15 protein-coding genes and 1 other RNA gene are annotated in these 15,498 nt (G+C 58.3%); 7 read left to right on the top strand and 9 right to left on the bottom strand.

Annotated features, from left to right (window positions below):
- A complete protein-coding gene (locus tag ACPEE1_RS09015; RefSeq protein ID WP_423936420.1) occupies positions 1–1,290 on the bottom strand; it encodes an arsenic transporter in 1,290 nt (429 codons plus the stop codon).
- Positions 1,291–1,317: 27 nt separating this feature from the next.
- Positions 1,318–1,641: an ArsR/SmtB family transcription factor gene (locus tag ACPEE1_RS09010; RefSeq protein ID WP_423936018.1), complete on the bottom strand. Its 324-nt coding sequence runs from the start codon at positions 1,639–1,641 to the stop codon at positions 1,318–1,320.
- A gap of 469 nt (positions 1,642–2,110) precedes the next feature.
- Here ACPEE1_RS09010 and ACPEE1_RS09005 point away from each other — a divergent pair, with 469 nt between their 5' ends.
- Positions 2,111–2,332, top strand: coding sequence for a hypothetical protein (locus ACPEE1_RS09005; protein WP_423936016.1), 222 nt, complete (start codon positions 2,111–2,113; stop codon positions 2,330–2,332).
- On the opposite strand, the gene ACPEE1_RS09000 is transcribed toward ACPEE1_RS09005, so the two are convergent.
- Together ACPEE1_RS09000 and ACPEE1_RS08995 are read right to left on the bottom strand one after the other, a co-directional pair.
- Positions 2,329–2,985, bottom strand: coding sequence for an SOS response-associated peptidase (locus ACPEE1_RS09000; protein WP_423936014.1), 657 nt, complete (start codon positions 2,983–2,985; stop codon positions 2,329–2,331). The two genes, ACPEE1_RS09005 and ACPEE1_RS09000, sit on opposite strands and share 4 nt — an antisense overlap.
- A 398-nt stretch (positions 2,986–3,383) precedes the next feature.
- Complete coding sequence (locus tag ACPEE1_RS08995; RefSeq protein ID WP_423936012.1) at positions 3,384–3,854, bottom strand: hypothetical protein; 471 nt, start codon at positions 3,852–3,854, stop codon at positions 3,384–3,386.
- A 367-nt stretch (positions 3,855–4,221) separates the two neighbouring features.
- On the opposite strand from ACPEE1_RS08995, the gene ACPEE1_RS08990 reads away from it, so the two are divergent.
- From ACPEE1_RS08990 to ACPEE1_RS08975, 4 genes are all read left to right on the top strand, one after another.
- The gene (locus ACPEE1_RS08990; protein ID WP_423936010.1) at positions 4,222–5,331 is read left to right on the top strand and encodes a DUF5979 domain-containing protein; all 1,110 of its coding nucleotides are present in this window, start codon (positions 4,222–4,224) and stop codon (positions 5,329–5,331) included.
- 128 nt (positions 5,332–5,459) lie between these two features.
- Positions 5,460–5,807, top strand: coding sequence for a helix-hairpin-helix domain-containing protein (locus ACPEE1_RS08985; protein ID WP_423936008.1), 348 nt, complete (start codon positions 5,460–5,462; stop codon positions 5,805–5,807).
- Positions 5,808–5,842: 35 nt separating this feature from the next.
- Positions 5,843–6,313: a helix-hairpin-helix domain-containing protein gene (locus tag ACPEE1_RS08980; RefSeq protein ID WP_423936006.1), complete on the top strand. Its 471-nt coding sequence runs from the start codon at positions 5,843–5,845 to the stop codon at positions 6,311–6,313.
- A gap of 121 nt (positions 6,314–6,434) precedes the next feature.
- Positions 6,435–6,647 (top strand): transposase, encoded by a 213-nt coding sequence (locus tag ACPEE1_RS08975; protein ID WP_423936004.1) that lies wholly within the window; start codon positions 6,435–6,437, stop codon positions 6,645–6,647.
- A gap of 544 nt (positions 6,648–7,191) precedes the next feature.
- On the opposite strand, the gene ACPEE1_RS08970 is transcribed toward ACPEE1_RS08975, so the two are convergent.
- The 5 genes from ACPEE1_RS08970 to ompA all read right to left on the bottom strand — a co-directional run bounded on the left by ACPEE1_RS08970 (position 7,192) and on the right by ompA (position 11,144).
- Positions 7,192–8,433, bottom strand: coding sequence for a tyrosine-type recombinase/integrase (locus ACPEE1_RS08970; protein ID WP_312986724.1), 1,242 nt, complete (start codon positions 8,431–8,433; stop codon positions 7,192–7,194).
- 204 nt (positions 8,434–8,637) lie between these two features.
- Positions 8,638–9,015: a transfer-messenger RNA gene (gene ssrA / locus ACPEE1_RS08965) on the bottom strand.
- Positions 9,016–9,027: 12 nt separating this feature from the next.
- Complete coding sequence (locus tag ACPEE1_RS08960) at positions 9,028–9,693, bottom strand: HAD-IA family hydrolase (protein ID WP_021027342.1); 666 nt, start codon at positions 9,691–9,693, stop codon at positions 9,028–9,030.
- Complete coding sequence (gene ubiG / locus ACPEE1_RS08955; protein ID WP_182342708.1) at positions 9,693–10,403, bottom strand: bifunctional 2-polyprenyl-6-hydroxyphenol methylase/3-demethylubiquinol 3-O-methyltransferase UbiG; 711 nt, start codon at positions 10,401–10,403, stop codon at positions 9,693–9,695. The genes ACPEE1_RS08960 and ubiG overlap by 1 nt, the downstream gene beginning before the upstream one ends.
- Before the next feature lie 84 nt (positions 10,404–10,487).
- Positions 10,488–11,144, bottom strand: coding sequence for an outer membrane protein OmpA (gene ompA, locus ACPEE1_RS08950; protein ID WP_182342710.1), 657 nt, complete (start codon positions 11,142–11,144; stop codon positions 10,488–10,490).
- A gap of 227 nt (positions 11,145–11,371) precedes the next feature.
- Here ompA and gyrA point away from each other — a divergent pair, with 227 nt between their 5' ends.
- Entirely contained in the window at positions 11,372–14,233 is a 2,862-nt protein-coding gene (gene gyrA, locus ACPEE1_RS08945; RefSeq protein ID WP_116924497.1) for a DNA gyrase subunit A, read from the top strand.
- A gap of 104 nt (positions 14,234–14,337) precedes the next feature.
- Positions 14,338–15,441 carry a 3-phosphoserine/phosphohydroxythreonine transaminase gene (serC, locus tag ACPEE1_RS08940; protein WP_116924420.1) on the top strand — a complete coding sequence of 368 codons (1,104 nt, stop codon included), beginning with the start codon at positions 14,338–14,340 and terminating at the stop codon, positions 15,439–15,441.
- Positions 15,442–15,498: the final 57 nt, after the last annotated feature.

The following is a 15,498-nucleotide window of genomic DNA, read 5'->3' as shown; positions in this document are numbered from 1 at the left end:
TCATGAGGCCAGGCTGAGCCGCAGCGCCAGCGCCGCCAGTGTGACGAGCAGCACCGGCATGGTCAGCACCGCACCCACCTTGAAGTAGTAGCCCCAGCCAATGGTTGTGCCCTTCTTGGCGAGCACATGCAACCACAGCAACGTGGCCAGGCTGCCAATGGGCGTGATCTTGGGGCCGAGATCGCAGCCGATCACATTGGCGTAGACCATGGCCTCCTTGACGGTTCCGCTGGCCGTCGACGCATCGATGGACAAGGCTCCGATCAACACCGTGGGCATGTTGTTCATGATGGATGACAGAACTGCAGAGAGCACTCCTGTTCCCAGCGATGCTGTCCATATGCCACCAGCTGCAAATTGGTTCAGCAGCATCGCGATGTAATCCGTCAGACCCGCGTTACGCAGCCCATAGACCACCAGATACATACCAAGCGAGAACACTACGATCTGCCAAGGCGCACCGTGCAACACTTTCCGGGTGCTGATCACAGGGCTGCGTGCCGCCACCACCAACAAGATCGCAGCACCGACCGCTGCCACAGCGCTGACGGGAACGCCCAAGGGCTCCAGCGCGAAGAAACCCAGCAGCAGCAAGACCAGGACGACCCAGCCCGCGCGGAAAGTGGCCATGTCCTGGATGGCTGCCGAAGGCAGCTTGAGTTGGCCGAGGTTGTAGCTCGCAGGAATGCTTTCCCGGAAGAACAGCAGCAGCACACCAAGGCTGGCCAGGACCGATACCACCGTGACCGGCACCATCACCAATGCGTAGTCGTTGAACCCGATCTTGAAAAAGTCGGCGGACACGATGTTGACCAGGTTGGAGACGATCAGCGGGAGGCTGGCTGTATCGGCGATGAAGCCTGCCGCCATCACAAATGCCAGCGTGGCGGCCGCCGAGAAGCCCAGCGCGACCAGCATAGCCATCACGATGGGAGTGAGAATGAGGGCCGCTCCGTCGTTGGCGAACAAGGCTGACACGGCAGCACCCAGCAGCACGATGAGGGCAAACAGCTTGACGCCGCTTCCGCCTCCCCAACGTGCAAAGTGCAGCGCGGCCCATTCAAAGAATCCGGCCTCGTCCAGCAACAAGCTGATGATGATGACAGCGACAAAGGTCGCCGTGGCATTCCAGACAATGTTCCAGACCACCGGTATATCGGTCCAGTGCACGACACCCAGCAGCAATGCTATACCGGCTCCCAGCGTGGCGCTCCAGCCTATGCCCAGGCCGCGTGGCTGCCAGATAACCAGGGTCAGAGTGAAGATGAAGATCAGAATCGCCGTCAACATGATGAACTGCACCTAGCAAAGACAGCTTCAGCAAGGGCACGAAGCCGAGGCATTTGGCGTGCAAACCTGGCCCTGACAGCAGTTGTCGACGAGGTACGCGAGCAGGCCATTCATCGCGGGAAACGCCGCGCGATAAAGCACATTGCGCCCCTGTCTCTCCTGGCTCACGAGCTCAGCGTGAGAGAGTTCCTTGAGGTGAAACGACAGCGCATTGGGGGCTATCCCCAACTGCTCGGCCATTGCACTGGGAGTCAGGCCTTCAGGCCCGGCGACCACCAATGCACGAAACACGCGCAGGCGTGCTTCATGGGCCAAGGCAGAGAGGGAGCGGATCACTTGGGCTTCTTGCATTTACCAATGATACAACAATTGTTGAATAATTGATCTATTAATTATTGACAGCAACTCTACATTTGCAGGGTTGCAGCATTCACGAATACACAACAGATGTCTGCTTGAGGCTGATTGCAGTCTATCGGCTCAATGAGTTCAATGACTGGTGACACACAGAGCAGTCATTGCAGTAAGTCATCCTTGTATGGCTGCTCTAAACCTCGAAGCTGCCAGTGCATCCTGACGTCGGCACAGGAACCGCTTTTTTGTAGCGGTTATAGGAGAATTCAGTAGGTGCGATCGGGCACGAACTACTGGCGGTGGCACGTTAGGAATGATCAGAGGTCGTCGTAGAACACAGAGCACGAGCGATGGGATGGCATCAAGCCAGACTTCCCGGAGGCTATGCCTGTGTTGGGCACTATGATCTTCCGCAGCACGCCACTGTCTTCTGATGCTGTGGCCCTTTATTAAAGCTTGGAGCCAGATGTCCACTTCTGAACGCCGCGGTGTTGTCATTGGTCTTTGGCGGGCTTGGCGCCAGAACATGCGCGACCTTAGCGACGGCTGGTTCCCGTATTACGACTCGGGAAAGCAGATCCATCTGTTCTCTGAGTATCTGCAGGCCAGCCACCCTCACCTACTCGACATGCCAGGGCAGGCATATCAAACGATCCACCAGTGGATTGCTGAGGATGTCGAGAGTTAGGCAGGCCCTGCCGCGAACACTTCGACTGGTGCCAGCTTCAGCAGCGCCCGCGCGTCCTTGATCGAGCCTTCCAGCCACTGGTCAACATCCCCCAGCTCGATAGGGATCACGCTGCGCTTGTCTTGCTTGTCAGGTGCAAGCTTCGGGTCTGGCTTGTGCATGCGGCTCATCAGCGGGTGACCGTCTGCGTTTAGCGTGAGCATGGTGTAGCTCTCAATCAGCTCGCCGGTCACCGGGTCCTTCCAGGTGTTCCACAGTCCTGCCAAGCCCCAAGGGTCGCTGTCGACCCGGGCAAACCTCCACCACACATTTTTCCCGCTCTCCCAGTTCGGCTCATCAAAGGTGGTCGCCGGGATGATGCAGCGCTGGCCGCGCTTCCACGGGTCTTTGAAGCTGGCCTTGTCTGCCACTTCCTCGGCACGGGCATTGTTGGTGCTGTACTTGATGTCAGGTGTCTTGCTGAACCAGGGGATCAAGCCCCATCGGCCCACGGCCAGCTCTTTGCTGTAGCCCGAATCGTCAACGGCGCGCCGGATGAATCCCCCTGCCGAGCGCGAGAACACGTCACGGGCAACCAGACCCAACTGCCGGGGGTTTAGCCGCCAGTACTGCTTTATGTAGCCTTTGTCTGGGGAGTGGTAGCGGTTGCACATCAGCGCCTCCTGACTCCAAGGTACAGACTCCCGTGCCAGTTCGGTGTCATCCCAGCCTAATCTAGAACGAGAAAAGTCCCTAAGGCTCTCGAAGGCACACATTTACCCTACAAAGAATATCGCCTATTGACATTTAGAAACATTCAATCAACATTGTCTATAGATAACTGCAGGAAACATGAGTGGAAATCTGTCGAAGATCTGAAGTTATGGAAGCGAACGTAGAACAAATGTCACTTTTGTGTTCGATCAGCATCGTTTCATTGTTGATCAATGGACATTCCCTATCGGATGCAAACATAATTTAGCAAACTTTTTAGACGCTTTGGAGAGATCATGCGGAACATCCTACGGATTTTAGGTGCTGTGCTCACAGCAACATTGCTATGGGGAGGAAGTCAACAAGCCTTCGCACAGAAGGTTCTGTTGCTCACAACAAATGTGACAGCGCCCAACGCGGAAAACGCTGACGCAATACTTGCGTATACGAATTTGCAAAACGAATTTGAGAGCGTCGTGGGTGCCGCGAATTTGACTCGAATGTCTATATTGGGGAATGCCAATGCGATCTCGCAGGCTACGTTCACCTCTGCTCCAGGCCCATACGACATAGTCGTCGTCGCCGGAACATATCGCCCCATCGACAACACCAACTGGACTGTGATCCAGAATGCAGTCGCTAACCGCTGGGCAAATTCAATTGTTTTCTTCGTGGATGGTTGCTGTGAAGCCGGGAATGGAGGCAATGCAGCGAAGATGGTCACGGCCCTTAACGCAGGCGCAGCAACATCTTTCACTTTGGGAAGTGGAGCGTCAGGATTCGCTTCATATCCATTGAATACAAACTCACCTTTTTCGCCTTCATTCACCCCTCTGAATCCATTTGTGGGTGGTGACATCACTTACATCAACAATGTTCCTGCAAGCAATGCTTTGTACCTTGCGTCCGGTACACCTCCAACCAGCTTTCCACCAGCAGGGCCAACACCTATCAACAACGTATATGGTTTGCTAGTTCCTACTACTCAGTCGAATTCTGGCAATGGCGCCTGCGTGTTTGCAGTGGTTGATGTCTCACCATTTATTGATCCAGGTTGGACTGCCAATCGAGGTAAAGTCGCTCAATCTTTCGTCAATGCCGCCACTTCCGAAACGGGTGCATGCGGACTTCCCAAGGTGGCGAAATCTTTTGATAAATCCGATATATATCTTGGCGGAGTGGACAACACCGCCACCTTGACCATCGCATTGTCCAACGGCACGCCCAACCCGATTGCCAACGTGAACCTGACCGACAACCTGCCGGCTCCTCTGGTAGTGGCCGCAGGTGCGGTGAGCAGCACCTGCACCGCGGGCAACCTCAGTGCCGCGGTCGGCTCCAATACCATCAGCGACAACGGCTTTACCATCCCTTCAGGCGGTTGCACCATCACCGTGCCCGTGCAATGGCCTAACACCGATGCCGGCCGCCAGGCCTGCATCAGCACCCCGTCGGTGACCAACACCATCACGCCGGGTTCTGACTTTGTCTCGCCCACCGGCCAGGTCAATACGCCAGCCACCGCAAGCCTCGCTTGCCATGCTGCGCAGCTTGCCATCTCCAAGCAGGTGGTATGGCCGGCCAACATCACGCCCGTGGATCTGACAGGCAGCAGCTTTCCCGTCTCGGTGGTCTGCACCGGCAGCGATGGCGTGGTCGCGCCAGCAATCAACACCTCGATCACGCTGGACACGGCCACCACGGGCAGCACTTCTATCACGCCGGTGATTGCTAGCGGCAGCTGCGTGGTGACCGAAGGCACACGCCCCACGCCGCCCGCCAACCATCTCTGGGTGGAAGATCCCGCGCCCAGTGTTTCCGTGGCGATGGCAGCACCGCCAGCGGCCAATAGCGCGCAGCTGGTCAACACCTTGGCGCGTGCCAACACCGACATCACGATCAGCAAGACCGTGGCCGGCGGCCCGCCAGCGGGTATCAGCGGCAGCTTCAGCTTTACCGCCAACTGCGGTGCAGACGGCAGCTTCACAACGGCAGTGAGCTTGAGCGGCAGCAACGCAGGGGCCATCGCCATCACCAACGTGCCTCAGGGCGCCAGCTGCACCGTGAGCGAAGCGCCCACCATGCCCGCGGCCCCTTCGGGCTATACCTGGAGCACCAGCCTGCCCGCGCCGGTGACGCTGGTCACGGCAGCCAATGGCAACACAGCCTCCTTCGTCAACACGCTGGTGCGCACTGCGCCTGTGACTCCAACACCGGTGCCGGGACTCGGTGGTATGGGAGCGATGCTGCTCACTGGTCTAATTGCTGGTTTGGCAGGCCTCATGCGCCGACGGAAATCTAGCTGATCTGGGAGCCCTCTTCGGAGGGCTTTTTCTTGGGCATTGATCACATCTTCCATCCGATTCTGTTGCGTTAACAACTAAATAGAAGGGTTTGTAAGTGTTCGTCAGTTCTGATTTGTATGATCTTATTCATGAATTGGATGATCCACAAAACACACGATCAAGAAGACGCATTGCTGAAGGAAATTTTGCCCCCAAGACTTTGGAGGGCCCTTGCGAGAAACGGGCTTAAAACCATGGAAGAGGTACGACGACTCTACCCGGAAGAACTGCTACAAATGCCCGATATAGGCCCCCGAACATTCAGAAAGATTGAAGCCCTTCTTTTCCCTGGTCAGTACTACGTGCCTCACTTCCGGGACGATCTGAAGAACGATGCTCTGGATGGGAAATCAAAGTACCGCCCTGCTCTATGGCGCGCGCTCATGGAACTGCAGAGGGAAGATAGGGAGTCGGCACAAGCTGGATCCAGGAGCTAGGATGACTCCGCATTCAAATTTATGATGCATGCAACATGCAAGAAGACACAACCACGCCGCAAGCCGAAACACCCCTAGGCGACATACTTCAACCAAGAGTGAAGCGTATTCTCGAAAGGAATGGTATTCATACGGTGGAAGCGCTGCGCATGGCCTATCCGCATCAGCTCGTGAAGATATGGGGCCTGGGCATGTACCGCTTCCGTCAGATTGAGAGAGCGTTCTTCCCAGGTAAGTCGTTCACACCGGCACGGGTCTATTCGCCAGTGCGACACATCCACGGCTCATCTCTTAATGGCGCCCTCGACCCGTCCATAGTCATGGCCTTGCTGAGGGCTGGAATCACCACTCCTGAGCAGCTGAAGGCGGTGGAGCCGGCAGAGCTTCTCAAGATCACAGGCATCGGTGTGAACAGGCTCCGCGAGATCGAGAGAGCCTTCTTTCCAGGTCAACACTACGAGATCCCGCGCGTCAGGAAGCAGATGGCAGTGGACGACGTTGCCTGACTTGTGAATGTGGGGCGCTTGTAGCCCGCCACTTAGAATGGCTCCACAACCGAAAAAAGAGCCTCCCCAGTGTGAACTGACCCCCAGAAGTTGGACACCGATCTAGCTTTTGGGAGGATTGATGGGAAGATGTGACGAAGATTTCAAGCGGGCTGCCGTCCTGGACTATCTTGAGGGCAATAGAGGGTCCAAGACAGTAGCACGCGAACATGACATAGATCCTTCTTTGCTACGCAGGTGGGTCGAGGGCTGCGGCTTTATCTGCAAGATCACTGCGGGCAGCGGCGTCGGCTTGGGCTCCTGCAGGGTGAGCCGCTGCAACACAACGACGTAATTCATGCCAGTGAATTCAAGGATCTACTTCTGCAGATGGTGCCCGGTCTGGGCTACCAAATCATGCGTGTCTACGCACGACGGTGCCGAGGCCGAGTTCCTGACCAGAAAATGCCGCATCGCGAGTATTTCGCATCGGTTCCACGACCTAGCGCCACGTGGCACACGCGGGTAGGTGAATCTGTACTGGAGCACCGATCACGTTGCGCGAAGGTCTGACGCATCAGCTCAATGACGAGGAGGGCTCCCGGCAGCCGCAATGAAGACCATCGTGAAAGTTCGAGCACCGACTCGACTGCTGGAGTATTGCTGTGAGTACAGGAACGGCGTGTCGTCAGGATGCCCCAAATTACGTCATGGCATAGCGAAGCCGAGGGACTGCAGAAACTCCAACGCTTATGCTCAGCGCTTCGCTCGTTACAAAGGGCAGTTTTGCGCTGGGAAGCGGCCGTAGGACTAAAGCATCTAAACGACTCCTAACGCTGCATATCTGTCATTCACCGGCAAGCATTAGCCAACTTCGCCCCACAGCGTTCATCAGATATTTATGCCTGTCGCACCAGAGGAACAACCTCCGCGCCAAAACGCAGACGGTCAAGGTAGTTAGCCCACGCCTGTACTTGGTCAAACCGCTTTTTCAGATACTGAGTCCGGTTATAGCTGCGCCCATTGGAGTCTTTGACCGCGTGAGCCAGATTGGCTTCGATAGCCAAATGATCAAGATCTAACTGGTCAACCAACATCGTCCGAGCACTGGCTCGAAAGCCATGCCATGACTGCTCAGTTCCGAACCCTAGCGAATACAGAGCACTTCGAACAGAGTTATCGGACATCGGCCTTTCATGATCACGCTGCCCTGGGAATACATAGGTGCCACGCCCCGTCAGCGCTTGCAGGTTTCGCAACAGCTCTACAGCCTGCGTCGGTAGCGGAACCACATGTGGCTCTCCCTGTTCCTTTTCTACCTTCGTGCGCTTCATTTTCATGCTGGGAATTGTCCAAAGCGCGGCATCAAGGTCCACTTCTGCCCATTCCATCGTGCGAAGGTTTCCTGGACGTTGGTATAGCAAAGGTGCCAGCAAAAGCGCCGTTCGCACGGTGTGACTGCCTTTGTAGACATGCATTGCACGCAGCAATTCACCAAACCGCTTTGGCTCAACAATTGCAGGGAAATTTGTTCCCCGGTACGGCGTCAGTCGGTTCTTCAATCCGACGGTGATATCGCGCTGGGTGTTCCCCGCTGTGGGCAACCAGTAGCGCCAAATTTGACGGCACAGCATCAATGCACGATCTGCTGTTTCCAAGGCCCCCCGCTCTTCAATTTTTTGCAGTGTCGCAAGCAGCTCCATTGGCTCAATGCTGGCCATTTGCCGATCACCAATCCAGGGGAAGAGATCACGCTCCAATTGACGCTTCGTACGCCCTGCGTGGGTTTCACTCCATTGATCAACCTGCCTGCCATGCCATTCGAGGGCAATGGCCTGAAAGGTATCTCCACCACTTCGAGAGCCCTTCAGTTTTTCAAGCTTGCGTTCTTGAACAGGATCAATGCCATCTGCCTTTTTCAACTTGGCGATATCGCGAGCCTTGCGCGCATCAGCCAGGCTCTGAGCAGGATAGCTCCCCAGCGCCATCCGCCCCTCCTTGCCATCAAAGTACGTTTTCCAGAACCAGCGCTTGGAACCCGATGGACTGACCTCAAGGTACAGGCCAAGCGAGTCGGTGAAGCGCGCTCGCTTCTTATCTGGTGGGCAGGTAGCGTTTTTGCATTGCTTATCGGTCAACATGTCCAAGGCTCCAAACGGGGAACAGACGAACCGGGGAACAATCCCCGTTACGCACACTTTACAGGTATTTGTTCCCCGATACGTTCCCCGGTCAGCGCTTGGCTGCCATTGGACACCATTGGACTAGATTAGACCGCAAGTCATTGATTCAATATATAAAAAAGGCGCTCACTGGATTTCAGTGAACGCCTTTGGACAGTATGGTGGTGGAGCTGGCGGGAATTGAACCCGCGTCCGTCAGCCTTCGTCGAGCAGATCTACATGTTTAGTGTTCTGGTTTGAATCTCGCCTGCAAAGCCGCGCAGACACACGCTGCATTGCAAGCCAGTACCCTTAGATCTTGCCATCTACCAAGGTACCCGGTAGACGGCCAGCTGATGTAAATTCCCTTGCAGCCGGGAGGTATTGCTACCCCCTTGCCCAGCCCATCAACATACTGTTGCAAGGCTCACCGGATTTAAGCGGCGAGTGCGAAACGTTCGTCGTTTGCAGTTAGTTTTTTGAACGGAGATTTACGAGCGTCATTCAAGCTCGACATGCACCACACCGATCCCGAACCCACGTCGAAACCAGGACAGCCCCATAGCATCTATTTTAGGCCAGATTCAGCCGTTTCAAGAGCTCGTGTGGAGAATTGATGACATCATCGGCTTCCCAGTGCGCGACCGACTGCTTTTCACCCAGGTAGCCGTAGACAGCGGCGACCGTGTGCATGCCAGCGGCCTTGCCGGCGATGATGTCACGCTCGTCATCGCCCACATAGACGCAGTCCTGCGGATCGACGCCGATGCGGCGTGCTGCTTCAAAGAGCGGCTCGGGGTGGGGCTTGGCATGCGGTGTGGTATCGCCACTCACGACGGCACCGGCGCTGGCGAACAAGGCCATCTGGCGCGACAACGGCTCGGTAAAGCGCTTGGACTTGTTGGTCACTACGCCCCAGTGCAGCTGGCGCGCCACAATGCTGGCCAGCATGTCGGACACGCCATCGAACACGGTGGTGTCCTGCGTCATGCGGCGCTCGTAGTTCTGGAAGAACTCCTCGCGCATGGTGGGGAACTCGGCATCCTCGGGCTGCATGCCAAAGGCCACGCGCAGCATGCCGCGCGCGCCCGATCCGGCATACGGCCGGTAATCGGCCATCGGCAAGGATGGCATGCCCCGTGCCACCCGCATCTGGTCCGCAGCAGCACCCAGATCCGGGGCGCTGTCAATCAGGGTTCCGTCCAGGTCGAACAGAATGGCGCGTATCGATCTTTGCATCAGCCGGGCTTTCGGGTTGCGATCATGTAGTTGACGCTGGTGTCTTCGTTGAGCCAGTAGCGCTGCGTCAAGGGATTGAACTGCAGGCCCGTGCTGTGCTCCTGCACCAGGCCGGCGCTGCGGCAGTAGTGGGCCAGCTCCGAGGGACGGATGAACTTGGCAAACTCATGCGTGCCCTTGGGCAGCATCTGCAAGATGTATTCTGCACCCACAATCGCCAGCGCAAAGGCCTTGGCATTGCGGTTGATCGTCGAGAAAAACACCCATCCACCAGGCTTGACCAGGTCATGGCAGGCCTGAACCACCGATGCGGGGTCGGGCACGTGCTCGAGCATCTCCATGCAGGTGACGGTATCAAAGCTCTCGGGCTGAAGCTGTGCCAGCGTCTCGACAGCGATTTCCTGGTAGGTGATACTGGGGGTTTGCGCCTCCAGCGCATGGAGCTGGGCCACGCGCAGCGCCTTGGTGGCCAGGTCGATGCCGGTAACGGTGGCACCCTTGCGCGCCATCGAGTCGCTCAAAATGCCGCCGCCGCAGCCCACATCCAGCACCTTCTGGCCATTGAGCGGAGTGATGGCATTGATCCAGCCCAATCGCAGTGGATTGATCTGGTGCAAGGGTTTGAAGTCACTGTCCGGATCCCACCAGTGCATGGCGAGCTCGGAAAACTTGGCCAATTCGGCCGGATCGGCATTCACAGTCTGGTTCATGGCCTGATTGTCCACCATCTGCAGGCGCATTCAGGCATAAAAAAAGCCCCACGAATGGGGCTTTTTTGCGCGGGGGCAGAAGAATTACTTCTGGGTGCCCACCACTTCGATTTCCACGCGACGGTTCTTGGCGCGGCCAGCTGCAGTCTTGTTGTCTGCCACTGGTTGCTTTTCGCCCTTGCCTTCGGTGTACACGCGGCTCTTGTCGATGCCCTTGGACACCAGGTAAGCCTTCACAGCTTCAGCGCGACGCACGGACAGCTTTTGGTTGTAAGCATCGGAGCCGATGGAGTCGGTGTGACCCACAGCGATGATCACTTCCAGGTTGATGTTCTTCACCTTGGAAGCCACATCGTCCAGCTTAGCCTTGCCTTCTGGCTTCAGCACCGACTTGTCGAAGTCGAAGAATGCGTCAGCAGCGTAGGTGACCTTTTGGGTCTGGGCCACTGGAGGAGCCACTGGAGCAGGTGCAGGAGCAGCTGGAGTAGCAGCAGGTGCAGGTGCTGGTGCAGGAGCAGCCTTCACCAGGGCACCGTCACAGCCTTCAGCAGCGGTAGCAGGGGTCCAGTTAGCATCGCGCCAGCACAGTTCGTTGGTACCGTTCTTCCAGACCAACTCACCGCTGCCGTTTTGCCAGTTGTCAACTACATTGCCGCCGTCAGCAGCCTTAATTTGTGCTCCAGCGGCGGTTGCAAGCGCTGCAGAGGCAAACAACATCGCCACTTTGTTCAGTTTCTTCATGGTTCTCCTCTTGGGGAAAAAGCCGCAGCCGCGCTGCGAATCAAGACGTCGTCAGTGACCATCACCAAAAACGTTCTTACTTATTGTGCCATAGGCGTACCGGATCGCCATAGTTATCTGTAGCGCCAACGGTAAGACAAAAGCGCATTGGGCCTAGAATGTTGCCCACATGCAACATCAGCTTGCGCCTAAAATGCCTCTTGTACTTCGCCACCTATGCCAGCACTATGACCCAGTTTGCTAAAGAAACATTGCCGATCAGCCTGGAAGAGGAAATGCGCCGCAGCTACCTCGATTACGCGATGAGCGTGATCGTCGGCCGCGCCCTCCCAGATGCCCGCGACGGCATGAAACCGGTGCACCGCCGGGTTCTGTATGCGATGCATGAGCTGAACAATGATTGGAACCGCCCTTATAAGAAGAGTGCGCGTATCGTGGGTGACGTGATTGGTAAGTACCACCCGCACGGTGACAGCGCCGTCTACGACACTATCGTGCGCATGGCCCAGGATTTTTCCCTGCGCCATATGCTGGTCGATGGCCAGGGCAACTTCGGCTCGGTGGACGGCGACAGTGCTGCGGCCATGCGTTATACCGAAATCCGCCTGTCCAAGATCGCCCACGAAATGCTGGCCGATATCGACAAGGAAACCGTGGACTTCGGCCCCAACTACGACGGCTCCGAAAGCGAGCCGCTGGTGCTGCCCGCGCGCGTTCCCAATCTGCTGATCAATGGATCGGCCGGTATTGCGGTGGGTATGGCCACCAATATTCCTCCACACAACTTGAATGAAGTGGTGGATGCCTGCCTGCACCTGCTGCACCATCCCGACGCGACGGTCGATGACCTGATGGAGATCGTGCCTGCGCCCGATTTCCCCACCGCCGGCATCATCTACGGCATCAATGGCGTCAAGGAAGGCTACCGCACCGGCCGCGGCAAGGTGGTGATGCGCGCCAGGGTGCACTTCGAAGACATCGACAAGGGCCAGCGCCAGTCGATCATCGTCGACGAGCTGCCCTATCAGGTCAACAAGAAGACCTTGCAGGAGCGCATGGCCGAGCTGGTGCACGAGAAGAAGATCGAAGGCATCAGCCACATCCAGGATGAATCGGACAAGTCCGGCATGCGCCTGGTGATCGAGCTCAAGCGCGGCGAAGTGCCCGAGGTGGTGCTCAACAACCTGTACAAGCAGACCCAGTTGCAGGACACCTTTGGCATGAACATGGTGGCCCTGATCAATGGCCAGCCCAAGCTGTGCAACCTGAAGGACCTGATCAAGGTCTTCCTGGAGCACCGCCGCGAAGTAGTCACGCGCCGCACCGTGTATGAGCTGCGCAAGGCACGCGACCGCGGCCATGTGCTCGAAGGCCTGGCCGTGGCGCTGGCCAACATCGATGACTTCATCGCCATCATCCGCAACGCCCCCACCCCGCCGGTGGCCAAGGCCGAGCTGATGGCCAAGAGCTGGGACAGCAAGCTGGTGCGCGAGATGCTCACCCGCACGCGCACCGATGGCGGCGTCATCAATGCCGACGACTACCGCCCCGAAGGTCTGGAAGTGGAATTCGGCATGCAGCAGGACGGCCTCTACCGCCTGTCCGAAACGCAAGCACAGGAAATCCTGCAGATGCGTCTGCAGCGCCTGACCGGCCTGGAACAGGACAAGATCGTTGCCGAGTACAAGGACATCATGGCAGTCATCGAAGACCTGCTGGACATCCTGGCCAAGCCCGAGCGCGTCTCGACCATCATCGGCGAAGAGCTGGTGGCCCTGAAGACCGAGTTCGGCCAGACCAAGCTGGGCGCACGCCGCAGCCAGGTCGAGTACAGCGCGCAGGACCTGTCCACCGAAGACCTGATCACCCCGACCGACATGGTGGTGACCCTGTCGCACACCGGCTATATCAAGAGCCAGCCGCTGAGCGAATACCGCTCGCAAAAGCGCGGCGGGCGCGGCAAGCAGGCGACAGCCACCAAGGAAGACGACTGGATCGACCAGCTCTTCATTGCGAACACGCACGACTACCTGCTGTGCTTCTCCAACCGGGGCCGCCTGTACTGGCTCAAGGTCTGGGAAGTGCCTGCCGGCTCGCGCGGCTCGCGTGGCCGCCCCATCGTCAACATGTTCCCGCTGCAGGACGATGAGAAGATCAACGTGGTGCTGCCGCTCACCGGCGAATACCGCAGCTTCCCGGCCGATCACTACGTCTTCATGGCCACCCGCATGGGCACCGTCAAGAAGACCTCGCTGGACGAATTCAGCAACCCGCGCAAGGCCGGCATCATCGCCGTGGGCCTGGACGATGGCGACGTGCTGATTGGCGCGGCACTGACCGAAGGCCGCCACGATGTGATGCTGTTCAGCGATGGCGGCAAGGCCGTGCGCTTCGATGAAAACGATGTACGCCCCATGGGCCGCAATGCGCGCGGCGTGCGCGGCATGAACATCGACGACAGCCAGAACCTGATCGCCATGTTGGTGGCCGAGCAGCACCCGGCCGAAGTCGAAGCGCGCAAGGCCAAGGACGCGCTGGACAACCTGCAGATCCGCGACAAGGAGCTGCAGGACGCCCAGGCACCGGCGGCTGATATTGACGCGGTGCGCAAGCAGATCGACGAGGCCCGCGCCGCGCTGGAAGCGGCCGACCTGGCCGCCATTGCGGCGCTGGGCGAGCTGCCACGCGAGACGCTGCACAGCGTGCTGACCGCCACCGAAAACGGCTACGGCAAGCGTACCTCGATCGTCGAGTACACCCGCCACGGCCGTGGCACCAAGGGCATGATCGCGATCCAGCAGTCGGAGCGCAACGGCAAGGTCGTGGCCGCCACCCTGGTGAGCCCGGATGACCAGATCATGCTGATCACCGACACCGGCGTGCTGGTGCGCACCCGGGTGGCCGAGATCCGCGAGATGGGCCGCGCCACACAGGGCGTGACCTTGATCAGCCTGGATGCAGGCGCCAAGCTGAGCGGCCTGCAGCGCATTGTCGAGAACGATGCGCAGGCAGACGAGCTCGCCGATGCGGCCGATGGCGCCGAGGCGGCAGACGGCGACGACGCCCCAAGCCCGGCAGACGGCTCCTAAGCCTGCACAGAAAAAGCCATGTTGCGACATGGCTTTTTCCTGCACTCTTATGCTCTCTTTTTCATAGCTATCACCGCTCGCTGTGCGAGCCAACAAGGCCTTCCATGCAACGCCCCTATAACTTCTCGGCCGGTCCGGCCGCCATCCCTGAAGACGTGCTGCAGCAAGCAGCCAGCGAGATGCTGGACTGGCGCGGCAGCGGCATGAGCGTGATGGAGATGAGCCACCGCGGCAAGGAGTTCATCTCGATCTGCGAGAAGGCCGAAGCCGATTTCCGCCAGCTGCTGGCCGTGCCGCAGAACTTCCACATCCTGTTCATGCAAGGCGGTGGCCTGGCCGAGAACGCCATCGTGCCGCTCAACCTGTCGCAAGGCGGCGCCGTCGATTTTGTCGTCACCGGCAGCTGGAGCCAGAAGTCGACCAAGGAAGCGGCCAAGTTCTGCAACGCCGCAGTCGCCGCCACCGACGAAGCCCAGGGCTTTACCCATATCCCCGATCCCGCCAGTTGGAAGCTGCGCAGCGATGCGCGCTATGTGCATATCTGCAGCAACGAGACCATCAATGGCGTGGAGTTCCAGCAGCTGCCCGATCTGGCTAGCCTGGGCTGCCAGGCGCCGCTGGTGATCGATTTCTCGTCGCATGTGGCATCGCGCAGCGTGGACTGGAGCCGCGTGGGCCTGGCCTTTGGCGGCGCACAAAAGAACCTGGGCCCCGCCGGCCTGACCCTGGTCGTCGTGCGCGAGGACCTGCTCGGCCACGCGATGGCTATGTGCCCCAGCGCTTTCAACTACCGCCTGGTCGCCGACAACCAGTCGATGTACAACACGCCCCCCACCTGGGGCATCTACATCGCCGGGCTGACCTTTGAATGGATCTTGCGCCAGCAAGAAGGCGCTGCCAGCGGCGTTGCCGCGCTCGAAGCACGCAACAGCGCCAAGGCCGAGCTGCTCTACCAGGCCATCGATGGCTCGCAGCTCTATGAGAACCGCGTGGCGCGCGACTGCCGCTCGCGCATGAATGTGCCCTTCTTCCTCAAGGACGAATCGCGCAACCAGGCATTTCTGGATGGCGCCAAGGCGCGCGGTCTGCTGCAGCTCAAGGGCCACAAGTCGGTGGGCGGCATGCGTGCCAGCATCTACAACGCCATGCCACTGGCAGGCGTGCAGGCGCTGGTGGACTATATGCAAAGTTTTGAAAAACAGGGCTGATCAGCAACGCCCCGGTTTTGCCCGGGAAACACTCTTACGTTATTCTTACTGGTTGGC

Source organism: Comamonas sp. 23, from assembly GCF_049601575.1.
GTDB classification, from domain to species: Bacteria; Pseudomonadota; Gammaproteobacteria; order Burkholderiales; family Burkholderiaceae_C; genus Comamonas; species Comamonas squillarum.
This window is presented reverse-complemented; position numbering and strand designations above follow the sequence as displayed.